The organism is Acetomicrobium sp. UBA5826 (genome assembly GCF_002433005.1).
Lineage (GTDB): Bacteria > Synergistota > Synergistia > Synergistales > Acetomicrobiaceae > Acetomicrobium.
In genome coordinates this window covers 82803-105671 of the sequence record NZ_DJHF01000022.1, presented here as the reverse complement: position 1 = coordinate 105671, position 22869 = coordinate 82803, and the positions used below count along the sequence as shown (strand labels likewise).

Here is a 22869-nt window from a genome sequence, read left to right as displayed (position 1 = left end):
GAGGTGAATTGCGATGGCTTGGAACCCCAGAGAAATTATGAAAGAGCTTGAAAGCGGTGTGAAAGAAATCGGCCGTGAACGCCCAGAAGTGGAGGCCTTTATAGAGTTCACGGGTAAGCTGATGACGCCAAGATCTTTGGATCTCAAGACCAAAGAGCTGATATGCGTTGCCGTGGCAGTATACACCAATTGTAAATATTGCATTGTCACCCATGTCTATAATGCCCTTAAGGCCGGCGCCACCGGAGATGAAGTCATGGAAGCTGCTCTGGTTGCCTCGCAGTTTGGAGGCGGTCCAGCCGTAGGCCATAGCGTCACCTTGGTAAACGAAGCTATCAAGGAGTTCGCCGGCGACTTCGGGAAGAAGTCTTAACTAATTCAAGCTTCTTTGATGCCGTAAAACATATCTTCAAGCGGTTTTTGGATCGCCCTTCGCTGCCAGTTTATCGGGAAGGGCGATCCTTTATAGGGGTCACAGAAGTTGACAAGGCAAACCTAGAAGACAGGAGGGTAATTCTTGCAAGAAAGGCAAAAAGTCAAGATAAGTTCGAAGTATTGGCTGGGGATGGTCAAAGAACGGGGCGGTCATTTCATGATTGCCATGCGTACCAATATAGCTGGCTGATGAATGGCTTATGTAGGCCCGGCGGGCCTCATAGGCAGCCCCGATGAAGCGGATAGAGAAAATTTCATACCCTTCGTCGTAGAGGGAGAGGATGACATAACCTGTTGGATCCATAAAGAGGTATTAGAACATTTAAAAGAGGTCTCCCCAACGCGGGAAGGTGACTACTTATTTGCTTCCGACGGAGCAGGGAGGCTGAGATTCAGGTTCTGCGATCGAAGTTAAGTGCAGCTGCCGGGCATTTGAAGAAAGAAAGCGATTCATCTTTGCTTTTAGAGCTTTACTTTGCCTGATGTGCAAAAGGCGATAAATTCATCCTTTTCTAGAGGAGGGCTGTATAGGTAACCCTGAACGTATCTTATGCCTAAGTTCCTTAATATTTCGAGCTGTTCCTTCCTTTCCACTCCCTCGGCTATTACTTCCATGCCCATAACTTCGCCGACCTTTGCTATTCCCCTCACGATAACCCTGTCCCTTTCGTCGGTTTCGATGTTATCGACGAAGGATTTGTCGATTTTTAATATATCTACTGGAAAATCTTTTAAATAGGAAAGGGAGGAATAGCCGGTGCCGAAGTCGTCAATGGCAACCCCGATTCCCAAGGTTTTCAACCTTTTGAACAGCTCTTTTATCTTGTTCCTGTCCTCCATGAGCACGCTTTCCGTTATCTCCAACATTATCCTCTCGGGATTTACGTCGGCATCGGAAATTATCTTAAATACCCTTTCGAGGAAGGTCTCGTTGTGGCACTGTGAGGCCGATACATTGATCGAAAGCTTTCCGAGCTCAATGCCTTGGCTAATCCATTCTGACATCCTTTGGCAACATTCCTTGAAAACCCAAAATCCTATGTCTGGCATAATGCTTATTTCCTCTGCTACCGGCAAAAATAATGCGGGAGAGATGTTCTCACCGTTATGTCTCCACCTCAACAGGGCTTCGGCACCGAAGACCCTGCCCGTCGAAACATCTATCTGTGGTTGAAAGGTCATTCTGAATTCTTTTCTCTCAAGAGCGGACAAAAGGGCATTTTCGAGGCTAAGTCTACTTCTGTATTGTTTTTCAGAATAATTATCGTAAAATGCGAAACTATTGCCTCCCCTGGATTTCGCCTTATTCAGCGCGATTTCAGCTTTTCTCATTAGCTCGGATTCTTTCGTCCCGTCAACAGGCGCAATGACTATTCCCATGCTCAATCGAACGTATATGGGGCCTTTATCGCTGGCGAAATGGTCCTGCATGACCTCGATAAGATCCCTGCCTATTCGCCTGGCCTCAAGGGGGTTTTCTAAAGTTGCTATAAGAGCAAACTCGTCTTCTCCTAAGCGGTATAACGTGTCATTTCTATGCTTTTTGTTCGATGACAGACGTTTTGAAACGAGCTGCAGAATGTGATCTCCGTAAAGATAGCCAAAGGTGCTGTTTATTAATTTGAAACGGTCTAAATCCATTAAAAAAATGCCGACCTGTTTCGTCGAATTAAGGGCATCGCCTACCTTCGATTTCAGGTCCTTCAAAAAATAATTCCTGTTATAAAGGCCGGTAAGAGGGTCCACGTAAAGGTAATTGTGAAGTTGCCGGTCTTTTGCCTTCACGTCGGTCAGATCGGTGAAGATGCTTACGAAATATCTGGTTACGCTACGATGATCCTTTAAGGCATATATGGAAAGCAATTCCGGGTAAACTTCCCCGGACTTGCGCCTGTTCCAAATTTCCTGTTCCCAGAAACCATCCGTCAAAATTGAGTCCCAGAGGTTTTTGTAGAATGAATGGTCGTGATAGTCAGATTTTAAAATTCTGGGATTTTGTCCGATGGCCTCCTCGGCGGAATACCCGGTAATTGTCGTAAATGAGGGATTTACCCAAACGATAGCCCCGCCCGTATCGGTGACGACAACCCCCTCCTTGATGTTATTGACAATCAACTCGAGCATGGGAAAGTGGAAATAGGAATTTATACTGTTCAGTTTATCGCTCATGATGAACCCCGCGTCGTTTTTTAATCAGCCCCAAAAAGGCATCCAAGGATTGTGCATTTGCAACGTCTTCGACGGTTAGCCATGCCCGCCTTGCCTGGGCCACCCCGAAGAACATGTGCTCCTCTTCTGCCGTATCATGGGCATCGGTGCTTATCACGAACATACAGCCGTAACTGGAAGCCTGCTTTATCCTTTTTTCCGACAGATCGAGCCTGCTTGGATGGGCATTTATCTCAAGAAGAGTTCCCGTCGAGGCGGCAGTCTTGAAAATCTCCTCCCAATCCGCCTCCGCTTCCTCCCTTGATCCGAAAAGCCTGCCCGTTGGGTGAGCCAGGATGTGAACGAGGGGATGAGAGATCGCCCTTATATATCGCTCGGTCAGTTGATCTCTATCCTGTCTCAAATTTGAGTGGATGGCAGCTACTACCACATCGAAGCTCTTTAAAAGCTCATCGTCATAGTCTAAAGAACCGTCAGCTTTTACCTCTACCTCCGTTCCTTTAAGTATCACTATTTTACCTGCGAGCATTTCGTTCAGCTCGTCTATTTCGCGCCACTGTTGTGTAAGTCTGTCGGGAGTAAGCCCCTTAGCTACGCCCAAACCCTGAGAATGATCGGTTATCAGGATATAGCTTCGGCCAAGCTCGCAGGCTTTCTCTACCATCTCTTTTAAGGGCCTCTTTCCGTCGCTCCAATTGGAGTGTATTTGAAGGTCGCCCTTTATATCCTCTGTCTCTATCAATTTTGGGAGTTTCTTTTCCAGGGCAAGCTTGATTTCCACGGTTCCCTCTCTCAGTTCAGGCGGTATCCATGACATCCCAAGCCTTCCGTATACGTCTTCCTCTTTTGGGCAAAGTATTTCTACGCTGCTTATTGTATCCGTCAACGCATATTCGCTCAAGCTCAAGTTCTTTTTCAGGGCCGCCTCTCTCAATAAGATATTGTGCTGCTGGCTTCCCGTAAAGTATTGCAGCGCCGTTCCCCATCTTGCGGGTTCAACTATGCGCAAATCGGCCTGCAACCCTCCTTTTAGCCTCATGCTGGTCTTCGTCGGACCCGATAAGATGACCTCATCCACGATCCAGAGATTTGTAAAAGTATTCGTAATTTTTTCCGATGCCTCGGCTTCGGCTGCGACGAGAATGTCCAAATCTCCCACGGTTTCTTTCATACGTCTCAATGAGCCGGCGGGGGAGATGGCGATTATGCCCTCGCAGTTTTTCATGTGATCTAAAATGACCTGTAAATACTTCCACGCCTCGCCCAGGGGAAATCTCGAGCTTAGACGCTTTTCTTTAAAGGCCTTGATGCCTTCGAGTATTTTTCGCTCGACCTTCGGTCCAAAACCCGGCAAATCCTTGAGTTTTCCCTCTCGCGCCGCTCTTTCAAGTTCCTCCGGCGTTTCGATGCCGAGCATTTCCCAAACCGTTTTTATTCTCTTTGGGCCCATCTCCGGTATTTCATAGAGGGAAAGCAGCTTATCGGGGACTTCCTCCGTCAGTTTTTCGTAAAATTCCAATTTCCCGCTTTCCAGAAGTTCGCAGATTTTCTGTTCTATGGCCTTTCCGACCCCGGGAATTTCCTTTAACTTTCCCTCTCTGTAGAGTGCATATATGTCTCTGCTTTCGTTTCTCAAACTTTCGGCAACGCGTCTATATGCATTAATTTTGAACCTATCCTCTCCCTTTATCTCCAAGAGGAGGGCTATACGCTCAAAGATCTCCGCGACGGCATTTGAGTCGATATTTCCTTCCATCCTATTTACCTCCTGTTTGAACAACATGTTTCATTGTCCGATAGAAAAGTTAGTAATATTATAAATGCAAAAGATTTCCATGCATCGACTGCACCCGTAAGATTTATCAAATTATTAAATTAGAGGCTGAGTTTTGATGAAAGATAAAAAAGGTACGTTGCCATTACTTATGCCATTTCTGGTCTTGGGAGCGGGAGTCATAGCCGTATCGACGGGAGCAACAATCATCCGTCTTGCGGAGGCGCCGGCTTTGGTAATATCCGCCTATCGCGTGGGGCTTGCCAGCCTTCTCCTATTTCCCTTTGCCTGTCATTATGCCAAGGAAGAGATAAAATCGTTGACGTTAAAGGACCTAAAAGTTGCAGTTGCTTCAGGTGCTTTTTTAAGCCTGCATTTTGCTTTTTGGATATCTTCGCTCGATTATACGACAGTAGCAAGTAGCGTAGTGCTGGTCAATACAAACCCCATTTGGGTTGCCCTGCTTACGCCCTTCATGAGCAGTGACAGGCTAAGAGGGATGTCTCTGCTGGGAGTGGCTTTCAGCGTGATAGGGAGCGCTGTGATAAGCGCAGGCGATTTTGCTCTCGGGGGGAAAGCCCTTTACGGGGACTTTCTTGCCATAGCCGGAAGCTGGTGCGCTGCCTTTTATCTTCTGTTCGGTCGCAGGCTGAGGCAAAAGCTGTCTCTGCTTTCATATATAACAATTTGTTATTCCACTGCAGCGGTGATCTTGTTCGCCCTAATCGTATGCCTTGGCTATCCTCTCTTCGGTTATCCCAAAAAGACGTGGCTATGTTTCTGGGGGTTAGCGCTCTTTCCTCAGATCATCGGACACAGCAGTTACAACTGGTCCCTCAAATATTTTTCAGCAGGTTTTGTGGCAATCGCCTTGTTGGGAGAGCCCGTGGTAAGCCCTATTTTGGCCTACTTTGCGTTGGGCGAGGCGATAATGCCCATTACGATATTCGGCGGATCGCTGGTATTGGCGGGAATTGTTCTGGCTGCTTTAGGAGAAAACAGAGGAAAACAGGAGTCTTAGTTCAAATACACTAATATAGTGACAACATATCGGTTTTTAAGACGATCTCTTCACTTTTTAGTATCGAAGTGATATCATATACGTAAATAAGGGGATTATTATCGGGGGATTGGAGCAAATAAGGGGGAATTTTAATGCTAAGCGCTACGTCAAACGGAGCGATAGAGGATTTGCTCTGTCGTTATGAAAAAAATCCGCGTTTCTTATTACAGCTGCTTCTCGATGTCCAAGAAAGATTTCGTTACGTGCCAACCGAAGCAATGCGTTCAATTGCCAGATATTTCGATATTCCGGAAAGCAGAGTCTTTGCTGTTGCCACTTTTTACAAGGTTTTGAGCCTGGTCCCCAAAGGAGAAAAGACGATAAAGGTCTGTCAGGGGACAGCTTGTCATCTGCGAGGCGGAAAACAGGTATTAAATGTTATTGGCGAAAAGTTGGGTATTGCCGCCGGGGAGACCACCGAGGACGGAATTTTTACCTTGGAAACGGTGAATTGCCTCGGATGTTGTGCCATGGCTCCCGTTATGATGGTTGGCGATAAGGTTTACGGCAAGCTGACCGTGGATGACGTAAGCAGGATATTGGAGGCGGAAAAAGAAGATGCAATCCTTTCTAAGACCAGATGACCTTCGCATTTACAGGCAAAACTTAAAAGAAGCCAGAGCAAAAGTTTGCGATACCCCAATGGTGCGCGTTTGCTGCGGGACCGGATGTGTATCGAATGGCAGTATGGAGGTCTTGAAAGCCTTCGAGGAGGCTTTACGGGGAGTGGGCGAAGTCGAGGCTATGGCGAAATTTACAGGTTGCCACGGCTTTTGCGAGAGAGGACCCATAGTGATCGTTTCTCCCGGCGAGATATTTTATCAAAACGTAAAGCCGAAGGATGTTAATGAAATTGTGCAGAGGACGATTCTAGGAGGCGAAGTTGTAGAGCGCCTGCTTTACCGTGACCCGGTAACAAAGAAGACATTTAAAAAGGACCACGAAATTCCCTTTTACGCCAATCAGCATAGGCTGGTTCTCAGGAGGTCGGGGCATATAGATCCCACATCAATAGAAGATTATATAGCTACGGACGGCTACGAAGGATTGGCGCTGGCTTTAGAGCTAGGCCCCGACGAGATTATAAGGCGGGTTACTGATTCCTACCTGCGAGGACGCGGAGGAGGAGGTTTCAGGACGGGGTACAAATGGAAGTCGTGCAGGGATGCGGAAGATTTCCCCAAATACGTGATAGCTAACGGTGATGAAGGCGACCCGGGTGCTTTCATGGACAGAAGCTTAATGGAAGGAGACCCCCACAGCGTCATTGAGGGGATGATAATCGGGGCTTATGCCGTTGGGGCACGGGAAGGTTATATTTACGTGAGGAATGAATATCCTCTTGCGGTTAGAAGGCTGGAGATAGCTATAGAGAAGGCGCGAGAATGGGGTTTGTTGGGCAAAAACATACTGGGTTCGGCTTTTGATTTTGACATACAGATATGCAAGGGCGGCGGAGCTTTCGTGTGCGGCGAATCATCGGCTCTGATGCGATCGATAGAAGGCTTTCCCGGCGTCCCCAGGGTTAAGTACATTCATGCTACCGAACAGGGCCTCTGGGATAAGCCAACGGTGCTCAATAACGTCGAAACCTGGGCTAACGTTCCCATCATTTTGATGAAGGGTGTCGAGTGGTACAAAACATTGGGTACGGATAGAAATCACGGCACAAAGATCTTCGCCTTGGTGGGCAAAGTTAAAAACACAGGGCTTGTAGAGGTTCCAATGGGAGTTACGCTGCGCAAAATAATATACGATATAGGCGGCGGAACTTTGAAGGACAAGGCTTTCAAGGCAGTTCAAACGGGAGGTCCTTCTGGAGGTTGCATACCCGCATCTTTGCTTGATCTGCCTGTGGACTTCGATACCTTGGTCAAATCAGGATCTATGATGGGTTCGGGCGGTATGATCGTAATGGACGAGAGGTCGTGCATGGTCGACGTCGCCAAGTATTTCATAGATTTTCTCGTCGAGGAGTCCTGTGGCAAATGCACTCCCTGCCGCGAGGGGCTCAAGGTGTTGCAAAAGTTGCTGCACGATTTGAGCGAAGGAAAGGGCAGTTTGGAGGATGTTGCGCTTTTGGAGGATATGGCTAAGGAATTGAGCAAGACTGCACTATGCGGATTGGGAAAGACGGCGGCCAATCCAGTGTTATCCACTTTAAAGTACTTTTATGAAGAATACGAGGAACATGTCGAAGGTTATTGTCGTGCAGGGGTGTGTCAGGGGCTTTTCGTGGCAAGCATAGATCAGGGCAGCTGCATCGGTTGCGGACAGTGCGCCAAGATGTGTCCTGCAAAGGCCATTTCGGGCGAAGTTCGCAAACCTCACGTCGTCGATGCGTTAAAATGCATCGGTTGCGGACAGTGTATGGACATCTGTCCTACCAACTCGATTACCTCCTCGAGGAGGGGTGAAATTGCATAATTTCGTGGACTTAAACATAGACGGGAAGGATTTATCGGTTCCTTCGGGGACGACCATATTGGAGGCTGCAGGGATGGTGGGCATAGAGATCCCTACGCTTTGTTATCATCCTGCATTGCAGCCCGACGGCAATTGCAGGCTCTGCATGGTCGAGATATTCAGACCGGGCAAAGGGGGCGAACTTGCCATATCCTGCATGTATCCTATACGAGCCCCAATTGAGGTGCGAACGAAAAGCGATGAAGTGGTGAAGGCGCGTAGGTTCGTCATAGGGCTTTTGCTCTCTCGAGCGCCTGAATCGGAAAAGTTAAAGGCGTTAGCGGAGGAATACAGTGTAAAAGAGGACCCTCGCTTCTCATTTGATCCGGACAATTGCATAAGGTGCGACAGATGTGTAAGGGCCTGCGAAACGCTGGGACCCAGTGCCATAGGACCGGCGTGGAGGGGATTTAACAAAAAAATTGTTACGCCCTTCGTGGAACCGCCAAAAAGTTGCATAGGGTGTGGGGGCTGTGCCGAAGTGTGCCCTACCGGCTACATAGAGTGCGTCGACGAGGGCGACAAAAGGACGATATGGGACCGCGAATTTACCTTGATCCGATGTCCGGATTGCGGTGAGGTCTATACCACCGAGGAAGCATTGAGGTTTACAGGAATAGAGGATCCCGATGCCAAGCTCTGCCCGAGGTGCAGAAAGCGGGAATATGCTTCTAAGTTCAGGATCTTTTGATATTTGGAATTTAAATAGTAAATAGGTTTGGGCCTGTTTAAGGGGGAATAGGCCTGTGCGAAAGTTAATAAAAAATATAGAGGGGGGATTGGAAATGGAGAAAGTGCTTCTCATTTCTCCCGAGAAGTGCGTAGGCTGTGGCAGTTGTGAGCTGGCATGCTCCTTGGCCAAAGAAAACGAATTCAGACCTTCTTTGGCACGCGTAACGGTCTACAGGTTTGAGGCGGGAGCAAACGTGCCCATGACTTGTCAGCAATGCGATGACGCTCCTTGCATCGGCGTCTGTAAGACGGGAGCCCTTTCCAGGGACGACAATAACGTGGTTCAGGTGGATGCGTCCAAGTGTATAGGATGCAGAATGTGTGTGATGGCTTGTCCCTTTGGCAACATGTCTTACCATTGGGAAGAGAATACTGCCATCAAATGCGATCAGTGCGATGGAAGTCCCTACTGTGTGGAATTTTGTCCGACTAAGGCTTTGGACTATGTGCCGGCGGATGCTATAAGCCTCCAGAAGAAAAAAGAGTTTTCTGCTAAGTTCGCCAAAATAGCCCAGGAGGTGAGCGAGTGATGTTTGGGTACATGGGCAAAGTCCTACGCGTAAATTTGTCGACCAAGAAGATTACTACGGAACCTCTGAGGATGGATTGGGCCAAGGATTTCTTAGGAGCTAGAGGTTTGGGAAGCAGGTATTTTGTCGAGGAGGTCGATCCCAAGGTCGATCCTTTAAGCCCCGACAACAAACTCATATTCGCTGCCGGACCTGTTACCGGCACGCTTGCTACATCGGCGGGGAGATTTAACGTCGTAACAAAAGGCCCTTTGACGGGTACGATAGCTGCTTCGAACTCGGGAGGTTATTTTGGTCCCGAGTTGAAGTATGCGGGCTACGACATGATAATTTTCGAAGGGAAATCTGCAAATCCGGTGTATTTGTGGATCTATAACGATCACGTAGAGCTTAAAGATGCCTCTCACGTTTGGGGCAAAGACAGCTACGAGACCACAGATACTCTTTTATCCGAGACTGATCCCGAAGCTAAGGTGGCCTGCATCGGTCCTGCAGGAGAAAAGCTGGTGCTTTTTGCCTGCGTTATGAACGATAAGCACAGGGCGGCCGGCAGGACCGGGGTTGGAGTTGTCATGGGCTCTAAAAACCTGAAGGCCGTGGTGGTAAGAGGAACGGGTGGGATAAAGGTCACGGATAAAGAGGGATTTTTGGAGGCAGTTAGGAAGGCCCGCAAGAAGATAGCCGAACACCCAGTGACCGGCGGAGGGTTGCCGGCCTACGGCACGAACGTCTTGGTGAACGTGATCAATGCCGCCGGTGCGCTTCCGACGAGGAACTTTAAAGAGGCGTGGTTTGAAGGGGCCGATAAAATTTCCGGCGAGACCATGACCGCAACCATCCTTCTGAAAAACAAGGCTTGCGCAAGCTGTGCGTCCGCTTGCGGAAGGGTTACTAAAGCTATGGGAGAAATAGGGGAAGGTCCGGAATACGAGGCAGTTTGGGCCTACGGAGCGCAGTGCGGCGTGGACAATCTGGAAGCCATCTCCAAGGCAAACTTCATCTGCAACAAGCTTGGCATGGATCCTATAACCATGGGAAGCACTATAGGGTGTGCGATGGAGCTTGCGGAACGAGGTTTGATAAAGGAGAAAAAAGCAGGTGTTTCACTGCATTGGGGAAACGCTGAGGCGATAGTGAAACTGACGGAAGACACGGGCTATAAACGAGGCTTTGGGGAGGAATTGGCGCTAGGATCGTATAGGTTGGCCGAAAAGTACGGACACCCAGAACTCTCCATGTCGGCCAAAAAGCAGGAGATGCCCGCTTACGATCCGAGAGCTCTTCAGGGCATGGGTTTGGAATATGCCACGAGCAACAGAGGAGGGTGTCACGTAAGGGGATACTTAACTTCGCCCGAAGTCCTCGGCATACCAGAAAAACTAGATCCTACCGATACTGCATCCAAACCGCAATGGACTAAAGTCTTCCAGGATTTGACGGCTGCTGTCGATTCATTGGGCTTTTGCCTGTTTTTGACCTTTGCCTTGGATGCAGGCGATCTGGCCTCTGAGGTTGCACCTATCATCGGCAGAGAGGTAACCGCGGAAGATTTGCTCCTTGCCGGCGAAAGGATATGGAACTTGGAAAGGCTTTTTAACTTGACGGCTGGCATATCTCCGAAGGAAGACACTTTACCTCCTAGGTTGCTTAATGAGCCGATTCCGGCCGGTCCGTCCAAGGGAAGGGTGAACAGGCTTCACGAAATGCTTCCCAAATATTACGAACTCAGGGGATGGAGCAAGGAAGGAATACCTACAAAGGAAAAGCTAAAAAGCCTTGGGCTGCTTGACATCGCAGCAAAATATTCGCTGTAGTTTTAGCTTTATATAACACTTAAATCTGCTAAGAAAAAACTCAGGGAAGGGACTTCCTTCCCTGAGTTTTTTTGGATAACATGCGATAGTATGTTTGACATGGACAAGGAAAATATTTGCCATAAATTATGCAGCCGAAATCAGATGGAGAGAAAAGACGATGAAAGTGTTGGCGGCCTATTTCTTGGATTTAGCGTTAGGGGATCCCGAGGGTTATCCCCATCCCGTAGTTATCATAGGTAAAGCCGTTACCTGGCTGGAAGAAGAACTGAGAAGGCGGGCCAAAAACCCTAGAGAATTAAAAACAGCCGGCTTTGCCCTGTGTTTTTTGATAGTCGCTTCATCTTTCATCTCATCTTATGCGCTCATCCTTTTGGCCCGCTTAATACATCCTTATCTTGGAGATTTATTAGAGATTTTTATTATATACACATGTCTTGCCACCAGGGAGCTTGGCAGGGCCGCAAACAGGGTGTATGATGCTCTGATAAGGGGCGAACTTGCAGAAGCCAGGACAAGATTGTCCTATATAGTGAGCAGAGACACGCACAGGATGAACCAAGAAGAGATTTCAAGGGGCGCAGTAGAGACAGTAGCGGAAAATATATCCGATGCCATCATAGCTCCCTTGTTTTACGCATTTATCGGAGGAGCGCCTTTAGCGCTTTTTTATAAAGCAACGAACACTTTGGACTCCATGGTCGGTTACACCAACGAAAAATATAGGGATATAGGATACGCTTCGGCAAAGCTGGACGATATATTGAATTTTATACCTGCCCGCATAACTGCTCTTTTGATAGTATTAGCTTCTTTTCTTATGGGTTATGATTATAAAAACTGCTGGCACGTCCTTCTCAGAGACAGGTTAAGGCATAAAAGTCCAAATAGCGCTCATGGCGAAGCGGCCGTAGCCGGTGCTTTGAACATTCAGCTAGGTGGCATTAACTACTATTTTGGAAGACCTGAAATGAGGCCGATCCTTGGCGATAAAAGAACAGAAATTTCGCCAGGGCATATAAAAGACAGCATAAGGATCATGTACGCTTCCTCGATATTGGGGATCGTGTCCTTCTATGCGTTGGCCTTATTGTTTTGACGTTAACGGAGGCTTGCAATTTGCTGGGACAAGCTGAGGAGGAATGAGTATGCGTCCCTATGAACACGGTGGCAATGTTTATGACTACGAAGGCGAGTTAATCGATTTCAGCTCGAATATCAATCCCTTGGGGATGCCGAAATGCGTCTTCGATATCGTAAAAAAGGCAGATCTTACCAGATATCCAGATATAAAATATCGCAACCTTAAAGAGTCAATAGCACAATACACGGGCATTTCTCGAGAGAGCATTATCGTTGGAAATGGTGCTTCAGAGCTCATACATCTTTTTGTGAGAACCTTTAAAGTAAAAAGACCCATCATACCATCGCCTTCCTTTTTGGAGTACGAAAGGGCTACATGCGTAAACGACGGAGAACCCATATGCTTTAGGTTAGAGGAGGAAGAGGGTTTCAAGCTAAATTTAGGCGATCTCATTTCACGTCTGCAATGTGGGGATTCTTTGATTATAGGTAATCCGAATAATCCTACCGGACAGGTAATCTCGGCCGATGAAGCGACGGATCTTTTGAAAGCTGCCGATGCTTTGAACATGCCCGTTATGATAGACGAAGCTTTTATAGAGTTCGTTAAAGAGTGCAAAAACTACGAATCCCTTTCTCTGGTCGAAAAATATGACAACTTGTTTGTCGTAAGGGCAACAACCAAGTTTTTCGGAATGCCGGGACTGAGATTGGGATACGGCATTGGAAACCCTAATCTTATTGAAAGGCTGGACAGCAACAAGGAACCGTGGACGGTCAACGCCTTTGCCGATCTTGTGGGCAGGGAAATTTTTAAGGACAGCTCCTATATAGAGGAAAGCAGGATGTATATCAATAACGAAATAGATTATATGCTTAGTGCGCTGAATAAGATAGATAATTTAGTTGCCTTTGATACGAAAGTTAATTTCCTTTTGTTAAAATCCAAATATGCGAAGGCGAGCCTGATCAAGGAAAGACTAGTCGAGAGGGGCATATTGATCAGAGATGCCTCCAACTTCAAGTATCTGGACGATCGCTTTTTCAGGGTGGCCGTCAAGCGCCGAGAAGAGAACGAAAGGCTCATAGAAGCGTTGAAAGGCATTCTGCCTTAATTTTCCCGTGGAGAGTTATTCCTTATGGAAGACCGGTACGATTTAAAGATAAGGGCGCGTTATGCTCGTAGGGTTATATCGATTGGCTTGGTATGCAATTTGTTGCTGATGATTTTTAAATTGACGGTAGGGCTGTGGGGCAAGAGCAGCGCCCTTGTGGCCGACGCCGTCAATTCCTTGTCCGACTCCATAACCGATGCCGTAGCGTTGATAGGCTTTTGTATTACCGGAAAGCCTCGTGATGCCACCCATGATTTTGGACATGCCAAGTTTGAGACACTATCCACTTTGGTAATAGGCATTTTCCTCATCGCAGCTGCCGGGTTCATATTGTGGAACAGCATAGACAAGATAATTTCCGTGGCCGGAGGAGTGTCTATAGAGAAGATAAGCGTCATAACCTTGATTCCGGCGGCCTTTACAATGGGAGTCAAAGAGCTATTGTATGTATATACTAACGGAATGGCGAAAAAGCTGGATAGCAGCACCTTGAAGCTCAAGGCGTGGGACCACAGAAGCGACGTCTTTCTCGCAGGAGGAACTTTTTTGGGTATCGCCGGAGCAGTGCTCTTGGGCGAAAAATGGCGCGTATTGGATCCCATAACAGCGGCAATTTTGGGAATGATCATATTGAGGCTCGCCATTCCGCTGGCAATGGAGAGCATAAACGAACTGTTAGAGGCTTCTCTCCCCGAGCAGGAGGAGAAGGACATTCTTGATATCATATGGAACATACCTGATGTAAAGGGAATTCACGATTTGAAGACACGCCGTTTAGGGCCCCATATCGCCGTGAGCGTTCACATCATGCTAGAAAGCGGGATGACGCTTAATAGGGCACACGACATAACGGTTCAATTGGAGAGAGATTTTAAAAGGCGCTTCGGTCCCCATAGCATTATAACGATACATATGGAACCGGCAGATAGCAGGAGGTTGTCGAAAAGTTACCCGAAGCCCGAGGAAAAAGAAAGTTAAGGCAAGCCATGATGGATAGGAAGTTCCCCAATCCCCGTCCTTCACTGCTTGCCTTTTGGACTTAAGCCACCTCAGGGCGATAAAATACGGCTTTTTTAAAAGGGCTCAAATCCCATCTCTGTCATGAAATCTTTGTGCATTTGTTGAAGTTGGGAGTCTATTATCGACATATGCTCAGCTTCCCAGTTTGCCAGCATATTTAAGACCTTTTTCCCGTCGGTATTATCAATTTTTTCGGCAGCCTTCTTGTAGAAGTTGTTGAAATCGCGCTCCAAAGCCAAGGCCATTCTAAGCAAACTTATATCGGATACGCTGGATACGAGGGAGCTTTGAAGCTCTCCTTCTATCCAGGGTTTTCTCAAGAACTCCCGGGCGGACTCTTCGTCCATTTCCGTCGCGGCGGCAGGATCCCATTTGCCGGCGCTTTCGATTTTTTTCAGTTGATCTTGAATGAAATTACAATGAGACAGTTCCCAATCGGCCAGATAGTTCACGAGCGATTTGGCCGTGGGATCGTTAACTTTATTTTTGGCGTTCAGATAAAAATCCCTCGCTTCGCCTTCCATTTTTAGGGCAAATTCCAATATTTTTTTCTCCATTTCCAATACTATTCCTCCCTTGATGTCCTGGTTTCCTTTTAAGTATACCACTCTTTTCCTATTTAGCCTCCGGCTCTTAAGAATCGCAACCTAAATTTGCTCATAAAATCATCGTATTTATCGTCCTCGACGACAATTTTAATGCGTATGGAGATAAAGTTCATAGCGCCAAGTTTGATATTTTTAGGTTCGTCTATATGGGCATTCCAGAATGGTCCTTTGTAAACATCGGGTTCCTCTTCCTTTCCCCCCATTTGGCGAAACCATTCGATGAACTCATCCTTTTTAATTGTCCTCATCTCAAGGAGTATCTCTTTACTCATTGCGAGACCACCTTATCGTTAAATAATGTTAACTTCGTTATCAATTCCGATACAGCACATTAACGAACAATGCAAATCCTGTTTTTGCCCTCCTTTTTTGCTTTATATAGAGCTTCGTCAGCTCTCTTGAAAATTTCGTCTAAAGACTCACCGGGATTTGCGTGAGTGAGACCAATACATACTGTGGGCGATACCTCTTCCATGAAAAAAGCCTCTTCGATAATATGTTTTAACCTCTCGGCCATAGGGATCGTTTGATCGATGGAGTTTTGGCAGAATATCAGAAATTCGTCTCCCCCCCATCGTACGAATATGTCATTCTTTCTCAAAGACTTCTTTATGGCTTCTCCAAATTTTGAAAGAATCGCATCCCCCATAAGGTGTCCGTAAGTGTCGTTTATAAGTTTAAAGTTGTCCAAATCGATCATTATTAAGGAAAATGGGCAGCCAGGTTCTTGATTTAAGCCTCCATTATTCATTTTATCCAAAATGCGCTTTATATAAGCCTCTCCGGTCCACCTAACCAAAGCACCCGTAAGGCTATCGGTTGTGGCGACGCTGTAGAGATCGCTGATGATTTGTTCCTGCCTCAAAACTTTACTTTTATAGCCCGTTATGTCGACCATAACAGCTGCGATTTTAGCCGGTTCGCCCGAATCGAAGTCCTTTTCGATGGGCCTAGCTTTCCATTCCAACCAGATATACTCATCATTTGGTTTTTTGATCCTAAATTGTAGGACAAATATTGCGTTTCTTACCAGGCATGCATATAAGCCAGATATGAAATGTTCCCTATCATCGGGATGTATCAAATTGACAAATTTGTCCAAAGAACCGAGATAAACAGTACTTTCATATCCTAATAACTGGAGTAGGGTATCGCTAATATAAATTTCGTTAGTTTTCATATCGAGTTCCATGTAGGCGATACTTCCTATCTCAAGGGCAAGTTTCAGGCGGTTCTCTTCTGCGATAAGCTTTTCCTGGGCTTTTTTTAATTCGGTTATATCTATGATTATTCCGACTATTCCCAATATTTCTCCTTTTTGGTCGCTTATAGCCCTTTTCCGCTCGATGACATAGTACTTTTTGCCGTTTATAATTCTTACACTTTCGTAGGTGACACAGTCAGTTCCTTTGGGATCAAAAAGAGGTTTTTCCTTTTCGGCGCAGGTTTTTGCGTCCTCCGAAGTGAGTATTTCAAATACGCTTTTGCCTATAATATCTTCTTTTTTTAAATGCAGAAAATTTTGAAGAGCTTTGTTGCAGATCAAAATGACCCCCCTGTTGTCTTTTAGGTAAATCGGTTCCGGCAAAAGATCTATCAGGGTGAACAAAAAAATTCCGTCATAAAGCCTGTCTGAGAGAGGTTTGGCGTGTCTTTTGCGATGATTAACCACCAAAATCGTTATATATACAGAAATTACCAACAAAAACAAAAAGAGGATAACGATATGATAAATAAGTTTAGGTCCTTCCGCCGAATTTGACACCAATAAGGTTTTTAATACATTCATAATTGAGATTAACAAACCCCTTTCAAAAAGCATTACAATCATACATTGGAAATAAGTGAGCATTCGATCTGATATGAAAACTTATCCCGGTATTGATAGCGCTTCATAATTGACGAACCAGGATATCCGCAAAAGCCCGAAATTATCGCAAAAACTTTGTGCAAAGGTGGTATAATTTAAAAGAATTATAAATGCTTACAGGAGGGATGTAAAATGGCCCGGATGGCAGAAGCAAAATTCACCATGCCCCATATCGGTCACGAAGAGCATCTTTGCTATTTGGAAAACGTAAGATATATCGATTCTAATTTAGAGGAGTATAAAAAATTAGTCAGAAACCCCAAATTCGTCTGTCGAAGATGCGGCAGGGCGGCTGCAAAAGCCGAAAATCTTTGCGATCCTGAAGCACTGTAAAATAAATTCATTTAATGTGGATCAAGGCGGGATAATTTATCCCGCCTTGATCTGTCTTTTTACAGGCCCAGTAACGTTTCGACCTCTTCCTCGTGATGCATTTCCTCACCCATTATATGGCGTATCACGTGGAACGTAACGGGATCTTTGGCTGTTTTCTGCAAGAAGTTAATGATGTCTGCATATACCCCTATAGCGCCTTGTTCGGCAACGTGGACTGCTTTCAATATGCTCTCGTAATCGGATCTGTCCTTGGGTATATCGACTTTTGGGTAATTGGCCTTTTTGGTTATCTCGTCCCAGTCGTCAATGGGTTCTCCGCCTAGCTGTATTATGCGTTCTGCCAGCTCTTCCGAGTGTTCCATTTCTTCCTTGGCAATCTCTTCGAGCTGATCAGCCACAGTTTTGGCGTGAATTCCCTTAACTAAAAGGGCGGCAGTTTTGTAATAAAAATAGGCTACAAGTTCATCGGCATAAGCTTTGTTCAACAGCTCTATCAGTTTGTCTGCATGTTCTTCTACCAGCTTCCTCGTTTTCTGTGCCATTCCTCATCCCTCCTAAAAGGTAAAGTTTTCATACTTTTATAAAAATATTTTAGCCCAAATATTTTATTTACACAACGAATCGACGAAGAGTGGGTCGAGTAAACTAAAGTTCCGATATAAGCCCTACCCTACACTGAATTTGCACATAGTGGTATACTAGAATAAAATGTAAGTGAGACGATGAGAGAGTTTAGAGATAAATCGTCAACGCGATATGCAGATAGCAAATCTGCAAGGAGGTAAGAATGATGAGCGTTATCAAGACAGGAGTGAAGTATGTATATCGCTTTGACGAGGGTAACGCCGGAATGGTGGACCTTCTGGGCGGCAAGGGGGCTAATTTGGCCGAGATGAAATCGCTAGGTTTGCCCGTCCCAAACGGGTTCATCATATCGACCGAGGCTTGCCGTGCCTATATGAAAGAAGGCCTCGGACTGCTTGATCAACTGTGGCCTAAAGTCGTAGAGCATATGCATTATCTTGAGCATGTCAGCGGAAAGACCTTTGGGGGAGAAGAAAACCCGCTTTTGGTGTCGGTTCGCTCGGGAGCTCCCATATCCATGCCGGGCATGATGGATACCATATTAAACCTTGGGCTTAACGACCGTACGGTTCTAGCTCTTGCCGAAAACTCCAGGGATCCGCGTTTTGCCCACGATTGTTACCGAAGGTTTATACAAATGTTCGCTAACGTGGTATTAGGTATCGACCTTGATCATTTCGAGAAGGTTTTAAGCGAACATAAAAAACAACTTAACATCAAATTTGATCATCAGATACCTGAAGAAAATTTGGCGAAAATAATCAGTCATTTCAAGGAGATAGTGAAATCGGAAAGCGGAGAACCCTTTCCTCAAGATCCTTGGGCCCAGTTAAAGATGGCCATCGAGGCTGTATTTAGGAGTTGGAACAACAAGAGAGCGGTAACCTACAGGAAAATTGCCAATATACCCGATGATTTGGGAACGGCTGTCACGGTAATGGAAATGGTCTTTGGAAACTTGGGGAGCGACTGTGGCACGGGCGTGTTATTTTCCCGCAACCCCTCTACGGGCGATAAGGAGCTTTTCGGCGAGTTTTTGATTAATGCTCAGGGCGAAGATGTCGTGGCAGGAATAAGAACTCCCCAACCTATAGGAGCATTAAAGGAGGTCAGTCCACATATTTACGAAGAACTTAAAATTGTCGCCGAAAAGCTTGAAAGACATTTCAAAGACATGCAGGACATAGAGTTTACGGTAGAGAGGGGCAAGCTATATATACTCCAAACTCGAAACGGGAAGCGCACGGCTAAGGCTGCAGTAAGGATAGCATCGGACATGGTCAAGGAGGGCATAGTCGATGCCCGCACAGCGGTGACCAGGGTAACGCCAAAAGAGATCGAACAGCTGCTCCATCGACAAGTCGATCCTTCGGCAGATTTATCTTCCATAGCAGAAGGTATAGCCGCATCTCCCGGCGCCGCTACAGGAAAGGTGGTTTTCGATGTAGACGAGGCCGAAGAGCGCGGCAAAAGCGGAGAACCTGTAATACTCGTAAGGCCTGAAACGACGCCCGAGGATATACACGGTCTTTCCAGGGCAGCCGGGTTGCTTACGAGCAGGGGAGGGCAGACGAGCCACGCCGCTTTAGTTGCCCGTTCATTGGGAATTCCCTGTGTTGTAGGATGTGAGGCGGTAAACATCGACCTTATCGGAGAGAGATTTACCGTAGGAGAATTTACCGTTAAAAAAGATGATGTAATAACGATCGACGGAACCAGCGGAAAGGTGTACCCGGGAGAGGCTCCCTTAATCGAGCCCTCCATGCACGAAGAATATCTTCACCACTTCCTGGATATGGCCGACATGTTCGCCAGGCTTCAGGTGTGGGCAAACTGTGATACCCCTGAAGAAGCGCGGCAGGCTCGAAAGCTTGGCGCAAAAGGAGTCGGGCTGTGCAGGACGGAACATATGTTTAGAGAAAGCGATCGCCTTTCCATAATGCAGCAGGTTATTGTGGCGGAAAAGGTCGAAGACAGAATGGATGCATTGGAAAAGCTCGCCAGATTGCAGAAGGATGATTTCGTGGAAATTTTTGAGGTGATGCAAGGCCTTCCCGTTATTGTGAGATTGTTGGACCCCCCTCTAAACGAGTTTTTGCCGAAGGGTAAGGATGTAGCCAAGAAGTTAGCCCAGCTTTGGTCCGAGGGCAGAGGAGAATCTCCAGAAGCGCAGAGACTGGAGATCCTTTTGAAGAGGATTGAAGGGCTTCAAGAGGGCAACCCTATGTTGGGCTTCAGGGGTTGCCGTATCGGCGTGCTCTACCCCGAAATATACGAAGCTCAGGCGAAGGCCATTGCTCAGGCGGCCTGCGAGCTGATTAAAAGAGGCGTTGACGTCAAGGTCAAAATCATGGTTCCGCTGGTCGCGACCGGGCAGGAGATGTGCATGCTTCGGGCGAACATAGAAAAGGCAGTTGCCGAAATTGCCGAATCTTACGGAGAGAATTGGAGATGCAAAATAGGCACGATGATCGAGTTACCAAGGGCAGCTATAGTCGCCGATGAGATAGCTGAATACGCCGACTTCTTCAGCTTCGGCACCAACGATCTCACTCAGACAACTTTAGGCGTATCCCGGGATGATGCGGAGGGTAAATTTTTGGCAGCCTACGTGCGTCTGGGGATATATACGGAAGATCCCTTCCGCACTTTAGACCGCAAAGGGGTGGGAGCCTTGATGAAGATGGCAGTCGAAAAAGGCAGAAGCGCGAAAAAAGACCTAGAGCTTGGTATATGCGGAGAACACGGCGGGGATCCGTCGAGCATTGCCTTTTGCGACCGCATTGGGCTTGATTACGTCAGCTGTTCGGCAATGCGTATTCCCGTAGCGAGGCTTTCGGCCGCCCATTCATCGCTGGGTCTGCTAAATTAGATCTTCGACCTTCGCATCATATCGGGGATCCAGGCATGAAAAGGGTTTAATGTCGATTACGGGGGTGCCGTCTATTGCCTCCAAGCCGATAAGATCTATATAGTAATTCCTCAAAGCGATCAGGCGGCACCTGTTTGTTCCTATCGAATTTGGCCTCGTCGGAGAACAGGTTGCAAATACCCCCCGCAAAGGCTTCGAAGTATCTCCCCTCGGATGTACCAGAAGGGGAGATTTCTCAATATTGAGATTGAGGTGAAACAAAAACATCACGAGGACTTCTCTTTCTTCTTCTAAGCCTAACAATCCTTCCTTGAACTCGGGATATATTTCCACGGAGCATCTGACGTTGTGAAATAAATCCGGTTTGACAGGCTCCTTTATGGGGGATAAAACTTTTCCTATAGGAGAGATTCCCCACAAACCACTCACACTTGTTCCTCCTTATCCTCGTAGGATTTTATCTGTTCCAGGAATTTAAGGTTCCTGCTCTGCTGGTATTCCTCTGGGTTAAACTTTCTGATCGGCTTGTAGGTTTCCTTAAGTAGTGGCGAGGAAATCAGATAATCTGCCGTAGATCTGTCGCAGGCAGTAGGTATGTTGTAGACGACCGATATCCTCAGCAGTGCCCTTACGTCAGGATCGTGGGGTTGAATGTTAAGGGGGTCCCAAAAAAAGATCAATATATCGATCAAGCCATCGGCAATTCGAGCTCCCAACTGTTGGTCTCCACCCAGAGGGCCCGATTTGAATTTGAAAACCGGAACCCCAAGCTCTCTTTCCAGCAAGAAACCAGTGGTTCCTGTAGAGTAGAGGTCGTGTTCCGTTAGGGTGCCTTTATTATAAAGTGCCCACTCGATGATGTCACCCTTCATGCTGTCGTGAGCGACCAAAGCAATTCTTTTCCTGTACACAGCTTTTCACTCCCCTTTGTTACTTTCACGATATAAAATGACAGAACGTCTAAAATGCTATAATCATTCCCGGGTGATGTCAAGTGAAAAATGGCGATGATAAGAGGTTCGAAGAGATATTTGTACTTCTATATTCCGCGGCCAAGTGGGGTATTCTCTCCCTGTTGGCGGGTTTAATTGTAGGAGGGGCGGCTTCTATCTTTTTGCATCTCCTAGAAGGTTCTGTTACCTTCGTGGGCGGGCTGCCGCCTTTTTGGCGTATTTTGCTGCTGCCCCTGGGGCTTCTGGCAAGCGCCTTTTTGATAAAGACCTTTGCCCCAGAGGCTCACGGGCACGGAACGGAAAAGGTCATCGAAGCCGTCCATTACAAGCAAGGATATATTCCTTTAAAGGTAGTTCCCGTTAAGCTTGCGGCCACTATAACGACTCTGGCTTCAGGGGGCTCTGCAGGCAAAGAGGGTCCCTGTGCTCAAATAGGCGGAGGCTTGATGTCCTGGCTGGCAGGTCTTCTTCGCCTGGACGTAGAGGACAGAAAAAAATTGGTAGTTTGTGGTATATCTGCCGGTTTTTCGGCGGTCTTCGGAACCCCGATCTCCGGTGCGGTATTCGGGGTGGAGGTGCTGTACATAGGACAGATGCTTTACGATGTATTGTTGCCGTCTTTCATAAGTGGTATTATAGCCAGAATCGTTGCAACCAGTTTTGGCATTCCAGGTTTAGCCGGTAGAATTATCCCGATCTCGTTAGAATGGAAGGTCATTTTATTATCGGTAATGGCAGGCATTTTTTTCGGATTTGTTTCAATTATGCATATCGAAATGCTTAATTACACGGAAAGCAGGTTCAAAAAGCTCGATATGTCTTGGTGGAAAAAGCCCCTTTTTGGCGGATTTTTGCTGTTGGCTATGGCTTTGACGCTGGGTACCAGATATCTCGGTCTTGGTATGGATACGGTTTACGAAGCCCTTTCAGGCTCCAGTGTTCCCCTGTTTGCTTTTTTTATAAAGTCCCTTGCCATGGCGATCACCCTTTCCTGCGGAGGTAGCGGGGGTGTGTTGACCCCCACCTTTTTCGTGGGTGCGACGGCAGGAGCAACCTTTGCGCGACTTACGGGATCCGATCCGATTTTATTGAGCGTAATGGGGTTTACGGCCGTGCTCGCCGGTGCCGCTAATACCCCTATAACCGCCAGCATTATGGCCATGGAAATAATGGGTCCCCAAGCTACACCCCTGGCTGCCATAGCTTGTGTCCTTTCCTTCGTAGTCAGCGGTCACAGGAGCATCTATCCCACGCAAGTATTGGCAAGACCCAAATCCAAAGTTTTCGAGATTCCACCCTACTCCGGCGAGCAAGCTTTTTATAAAGTTAAGATCCTTTCTTCTAAGATATTTCTGTCAAGATATATCAGGGCTTTAAGAATTAAGCAGAAAAACAAATAGCTAAACCGAGACTTTACTTTTCTAGTAAGAATAGGGGAGATGAA

General features: G+C 46.8%; 22 protein-coding genes. 14 read left to right on the top strand and 8 right to left on the bottom strand.

The annotated features are described in order from the left end of the window. Positions 1 to 13: 13 nt before the first annotated feature. Positions 14 to 373 carry a carboxymuconolactone decarboxylase family protein gene (locus B3N34_RS08005; RefSeq protein WP_286976612.1) on the top strand — a complete coding sequence of 120 codons (360 nt, stop codon included), beginning with the start codon at positions 14 to 16 and terminating at the stop codon, positions 371 to 373. A gap of 255 nt (positions 374 to 628) precedes the next feature. Further along, complete coding sequence (locus B3N34_RS08000; RefSeq protein ID WP_273002722.1) at positions 629 to 850, top strand: trimethylamine--corrinoid methyltransferase; 222 nt, start codon at positions 629 to 631, stop codon at positions 848 to 850. A gap of 47 nt (positions 851 to 897) precedes the next feature. Here the strand turns inward: B3N34_RS08000 and B3N34_RS07995 are convergent, their stop codons facing one another. Both B3N34_RS07995 and polX read right to left on the bottom strand, forming a co-directional pair. Continuing rightward, positions 898 to 2604, bottom strand: coding sequence for a putative bifunctional diguanylate cyclase/phosphodiesterase (locus tag B3N34_RS07995; protein WP_286976609.1), 1707 nt, complete (start codon positions 2602 to 2604; stop codon positions 898 to 900). Next, the gene (polX, locus tag B3N34_RS07990) at positions 2594 to 4360 is read right to left on the bottom strand and encodes a DNA polymerase/3'-5' exonuclease PolX (RefSeq protein WP_286976607.1); all 1767 of its coding nucleotides are present in this window, start codon (positions 4358 to 4360) and stop codon (positions 2594 to 2596) included. The genes B3N34_RS07995 and polX overlap by 11 nt, the downstream gene beginning before the upstream one ends. Positions 4361 to 4496: 136 nt before the next feature. Here polX and B3N34_RS07985 point away from each other — a divergent pair, with 136 nt between their 5' ends. The 9 genes from B3N34_RS07985 (at position 4497) to B3N34_RS07945 (ending at position 14159) form a co-directional block, all read left to right on the top strand. Beyond that, on the top strand, positions 4497 to 5399 hold the full coding sequence (locus B3N34_RS07985; protein ID WP_286976604.1) for a DMT family transporter: 903 nt from the start codon (positions 4497 to 4499) through the stop codon (positions 5397 to 5399). A gap of 134 nt (positions 5400 to 5533) precedes the next feature. Beyond that, positions 5534 to 6025, top strand: a complete 492-nt coding sequence (nuoE, locus tag B3N34_RS07980; RefSeq protein ID WP_286976601.1) for an NADH-quinone oxidoreductase subunit NuoE — start codon at positions 5534 to 5536, stop codon at positions 6023 to 6025. Positions 6026 to 6083: 58 nt separating this feature from the next. Beyond that, positions 6084 to 7868 (top strand): NADH-ubiquinone oxidoreductase-F iron-sulfur binding region domain-containing protein, encoded by a 1785-nt coding sequence (locus B3N34_RS07975; RefSeq protein WP_349679706.1) that lies wholly within the window; start codon positions 6084 to 6086, stop codon positions 7866 to 7868. Next, a complete protein-coding gene (locus tag B3N34_RS07970; RefSeq protein WP_286976596.1) occupies positions 7855 to 8598 on the top strand; it encodes a 2Fe-2S iron-sulfur cluster-binding protein in 744 nt (247 codons plus the stop codon). The genes B3N34_RS07975 and B3N34_RS07970 overlap by 14 nt, the downstream gene beginning before the upstream one ends. Positions 8599 to 8692: 94 nt before the next feature. Beyond that, positions 8693 to 9169, top strand: coding sequence for a 4Fe-4S dicluster domain-containing protein (locus B3N34_RS07965; protein WP_286976594.1), 477 nt, complete (start codon positions 8693 to 8695; stop codon positions 9167 to 9169). After that, positions 9169 to 10983: an aldehyde ferredoxin oxidoreductase family protein gene (locus B3N34_RS07960; RefSeq protein ID WP_286976746.1), complete on the top strand. Its 1815-nt coding sequence runs from the start codon at positions 9169 to 9171 to the stop codon at positions 10981 to 10983. Before B3N34_RS07965 ends, B3N34_RS07960 begins: the two co-directional genes overlap by 1 nt. 160 nt (positions 10984 to 11143) lie before the next feature. Beyond that, positions 11144 to 12082, top strand: a complete 939-nt coding sequence (gene cbiB, locus B3N34_RS07955) for an adenosylcobinamide-phosphate synthase CbiB (protein WP_286976592.1) — start codon at positions 11144 to 11146, stop codon at positions 12080 to 12082. Positions 12083 to 12131: 49 nt separating this feature from the next. Continuing rightward, a complete protein-coding gene (gene cobD, locus B3N34_RS07950) occupies positions 12132 to 13181 on the top strand; it encodes a threonine-phosphate decarboxylase CobD (protein WP_286976589.1) in 1050 nt (349 codons plus the stop codon). A 24-nt stretch (positions 13182 to 13205) separates the two neighbouring features. Then, positions 13206 to 14159 carry a cation diffusion facilitator family transporter gene (locus B3N34_RS07945; protein ID WP_286976588.1) on the top strand — a complete coding sequence of 318 codons (954 nt, stop codon included), beginning with the start codon at positions 13206 to 13208 and terminating at the stop codon, positions 14157 to 14159. Between the two features lie 95 nt (positions 14160 to 14254). On the opposite strand, the gene B3N34_RS07940 is transcribed toward B3N34_RS07945, so the two are convergent. The 3 genes from B3N34_RS07940 to B3N34_RS07930 all read right to left on the bottom strand — a co-directional run bounded on the left by B3N34_RS07940 (position 14255) and on the right by B3N34_RS07930 (position 16355). Next, complete coding sequence (locus B3N34_RS07940; protein WP_234945546.1) at positions 14255 to 14758, bottom strand: ferritin-like domain-containing protein; 504 nt, start codon at positions 14756 to 14758, stop codon at positions 14255 to 14257. Positions 14759 to 14820: 62 nt separating this feature from the next. Beyond that, positions 14821 to 15081 carry a hypothetical protein gene (locus B3N34_RS07935; RefSeq protein ID WP_286976584.1) on the bottom strand — a complete coding sequence of 87 codons (261 nt, stop codon included), beginning with the start codon at positions 15079 to 15081 and terminating at the stop codon, positions 14821 to 14823. 59 nt (positions 15082 to 15140) lie between these two features. After that, positions 15141 to 16355 carry a sensor domain-containing diguanylate cyclase gene (locus tag B3N34_RS07930; protein ID WP_414632108.1) on the bottom strand — a complete coding sequence of 405 codons (1215 nt, stop codon included), beginning with the start codon at positions 16353 to 16355 and terminating at the stop codon, positions 15141 to 15143. 456 nt (positions 16356 to 16811) lie between these two features. Here B3N34_RS07930 and B3N34_RS07925 point away from each other — a divergent pair, with 456 nt between their 5' ends. Next, positions 16812 to 17012, top strand: coding sequence for a hypothetical protein (locus B3N34_RS07925; protein WP_091461755.1), 201 nt, complete (start codon positions 16812 to 16814; stop codon positions 17010 to 17012). Positions 17013 to 17071: 59 nt separating this feature from the next. Here B3N34_RS07925 and B3N34_RS07920 read toward each other — a convergent pair whose 3' ends face one another. Beyond that, positions 17072 to 17557 carry a ferritin-like domain-containing protein gene (locus B3N34_RS07920; RefSeq protein ID WP_091461754.1) on the bottom strand — a complete coding sequence of 162 codons (486 nt, stop codon included), beginning with the start codon at positions 17555 to 17557 and terminating at the stop codon, positions 17072 to 17074. A gap of 245 nt (positions 17558 to 17802) precedes the next feature. Between B3N34_RS07920 and ppdK the strand changes: the two genes are divergently transcribed. Continuing rightward, entirely contained in the window at positions 17803 to 20472 is a 2670-nt protein-coding gene (gene ppdK, locus B3N34_RS07915) for a pyruvate, phosphate dikinase (protein ID WP_286976578.1), read from the top strand. Here ppdK and tsaA read toward each other — a convergent pair. Both tsaA and B3N34_RS07905 read right to left on the bottom strand, forming a co-directional pair. Beyond that, positions 20464 to 20901: a tRNA (N6-threonylcarbamoyladenosine(37)-N6)-methyltransferase TrmO gene (gene tsaA / locus B3N34_RS07910; protein WP_009201889.1), complete on the bottom strand. Its 438-nt coding sequence runs from the start codon at positions 20899 to 20901 to the stop codon at positions 20464 to 20466. The genes ppdK and tsaA overlap by 9 nt on opposite strands. Then, positions 20898 to 21383 (bottom strand): methylglyoxal synthase, encoded by a 486-nt coding sequence (locus B3N34_RS07905; protein WP_040348289.1) that lies wholly within the window; start codon positions 21381 to 21383, stop codon positions 20898 to 20900. Before B3N34_RS07905 ends, tsaA begins: the two co-directional genes overlap by 4 nt. Before the next feature lie 83 nt (positions 21384 to 21466). Between B3N34_RS07905 and B3N34_RS07900 the strand changes: the two genes are divergently transcribed. Continuing rightward, a complete protein-coding gene (locus tag B3N34_RS07900; RefSeq protein ID WP_286976573.1) occupies positions 21467 to 22825 on the top strand; it encodes a chloride channel protein in 1359 nt (452 codons plus the stop codon). Positions 22826 to 22869: the final 44 nt, after the last annotated feature.

Bases quoted from the DNA above. Each gene is read 5' to 3' on its own strand.
- nuoE (WP_286976601.1), top strand. From the start codon at position 5,534: ATGCTAAGCGCTACGTCAAACGGAGCGATAGAGGATTTGCTCTGTCGT.
- B3N34_RS07940 (WP_234945546.1), bottom strand. From the start codon at position 14,758: ATGGAGAAAAAAATATTGGAATTTGCCCTAAAAATGGAAGGCGAAGCG.
- B3N34_RS07960 (WP_286976746.1), top strand. From the start codon at position 9,169: ATGTTTGGGTACATGGGCAAAGTCCTACGCGTAAATTTGTCGACCAAG.
- B3N34_RS07920 (WP_091461754.1), bottom strand. From the start codon at position 17,557: ATGGCACAGAAAACGAGGAAGCTGGTAGAAGAACATGCAGACAAACTG.
- ppdK (WP_286976578.1), top strand. From the start codon at position 17,803: ATGATGAGCGTTATCAAGACAGGAGTGAAGTATGTATATCGCTTTGAC.
- B3N34_RS07935 (WP_286976584.1), bottom strand. From the start codon at position 15,081: ATGAGTAAAGAGATACTCCTTGAGATGAGGACAATTAAAAAGGATGAG.
- B3N34_RS07975 (WP_349679706.1), top strand. From the start codon at position 6,084: ATGGTGCGCGTTTGCTGCGGGACCGGATGTGTATCGAATGGCAGTATG.
- B3N34_RS07925 (WP_091461755.1), top strand. From the start codon at position 16,812: ATGGCCCGGATGGCAGAAGCAAAATTCACCATGCCCCATATCGGTCAC.
- B3N34_RS07965 (WP_286976594.1), top strand. From the start codon at position 8,693: ATGGAGAAAGTGCTTCTCATTTCTCCCGAGAAGTGCGTAGGCTGTGGC.
- B3N34_RS07945 (WP_286976588.1), top strand. From the start codon at position 13,206: ATGGAAGACCGGTACGATTTAAAGATAAGGGCGCGTTATGCTCGTAGG.
- B3N34_RS07985 (WP_286976604.1), top strand. From the start codon at position 4,497: ATGAAAGATAAAAAAGGTACGTTGCCATTACTTATGCCATTTCTGGTC.
- cobD (WP_286976589.1), top strand. From the start codon at position 12,132: ATGCGTCCCTATGAACACGGTGGCAATGTTTATGACTACGAAGGCGAG.
- B3N34_RS08005 (WP_286976612.1), top strand. From the start codon at position 14: ATGGCTTGGAACCCCAGAGAAATTATGAAAGAGCTTGAAAGCGGTGTG.
- B3N34_RS08000 (WP_273002722.1), top strand. From the start codon at position 629: ATGGCTTATGTAGGCCCGGCGGGCCTCATAGGCAGCCCCGATGAAGCG.
- B3N34_RS07995 (WP_286976609.1), bottom strand. From the start codon at position 2,604: ATGAGCGATAAACTGAACAGTATAAATTCCTATTTCCACTTTCCCATG.
- cbiB (WP_286976592.1), top strand. From the start codon at position 11,144: ATGAAAGTGTTGGCGGCCTATTTCTTGGATTTAGCGTTAGGGGATCCC.
- polX (WP_286976607.1), bottom strand. From the start codon at position 4,360: ATGGAAGGAAATATCGACTCAAATGCCGTCGCGGAGATCTTTGAGCGT.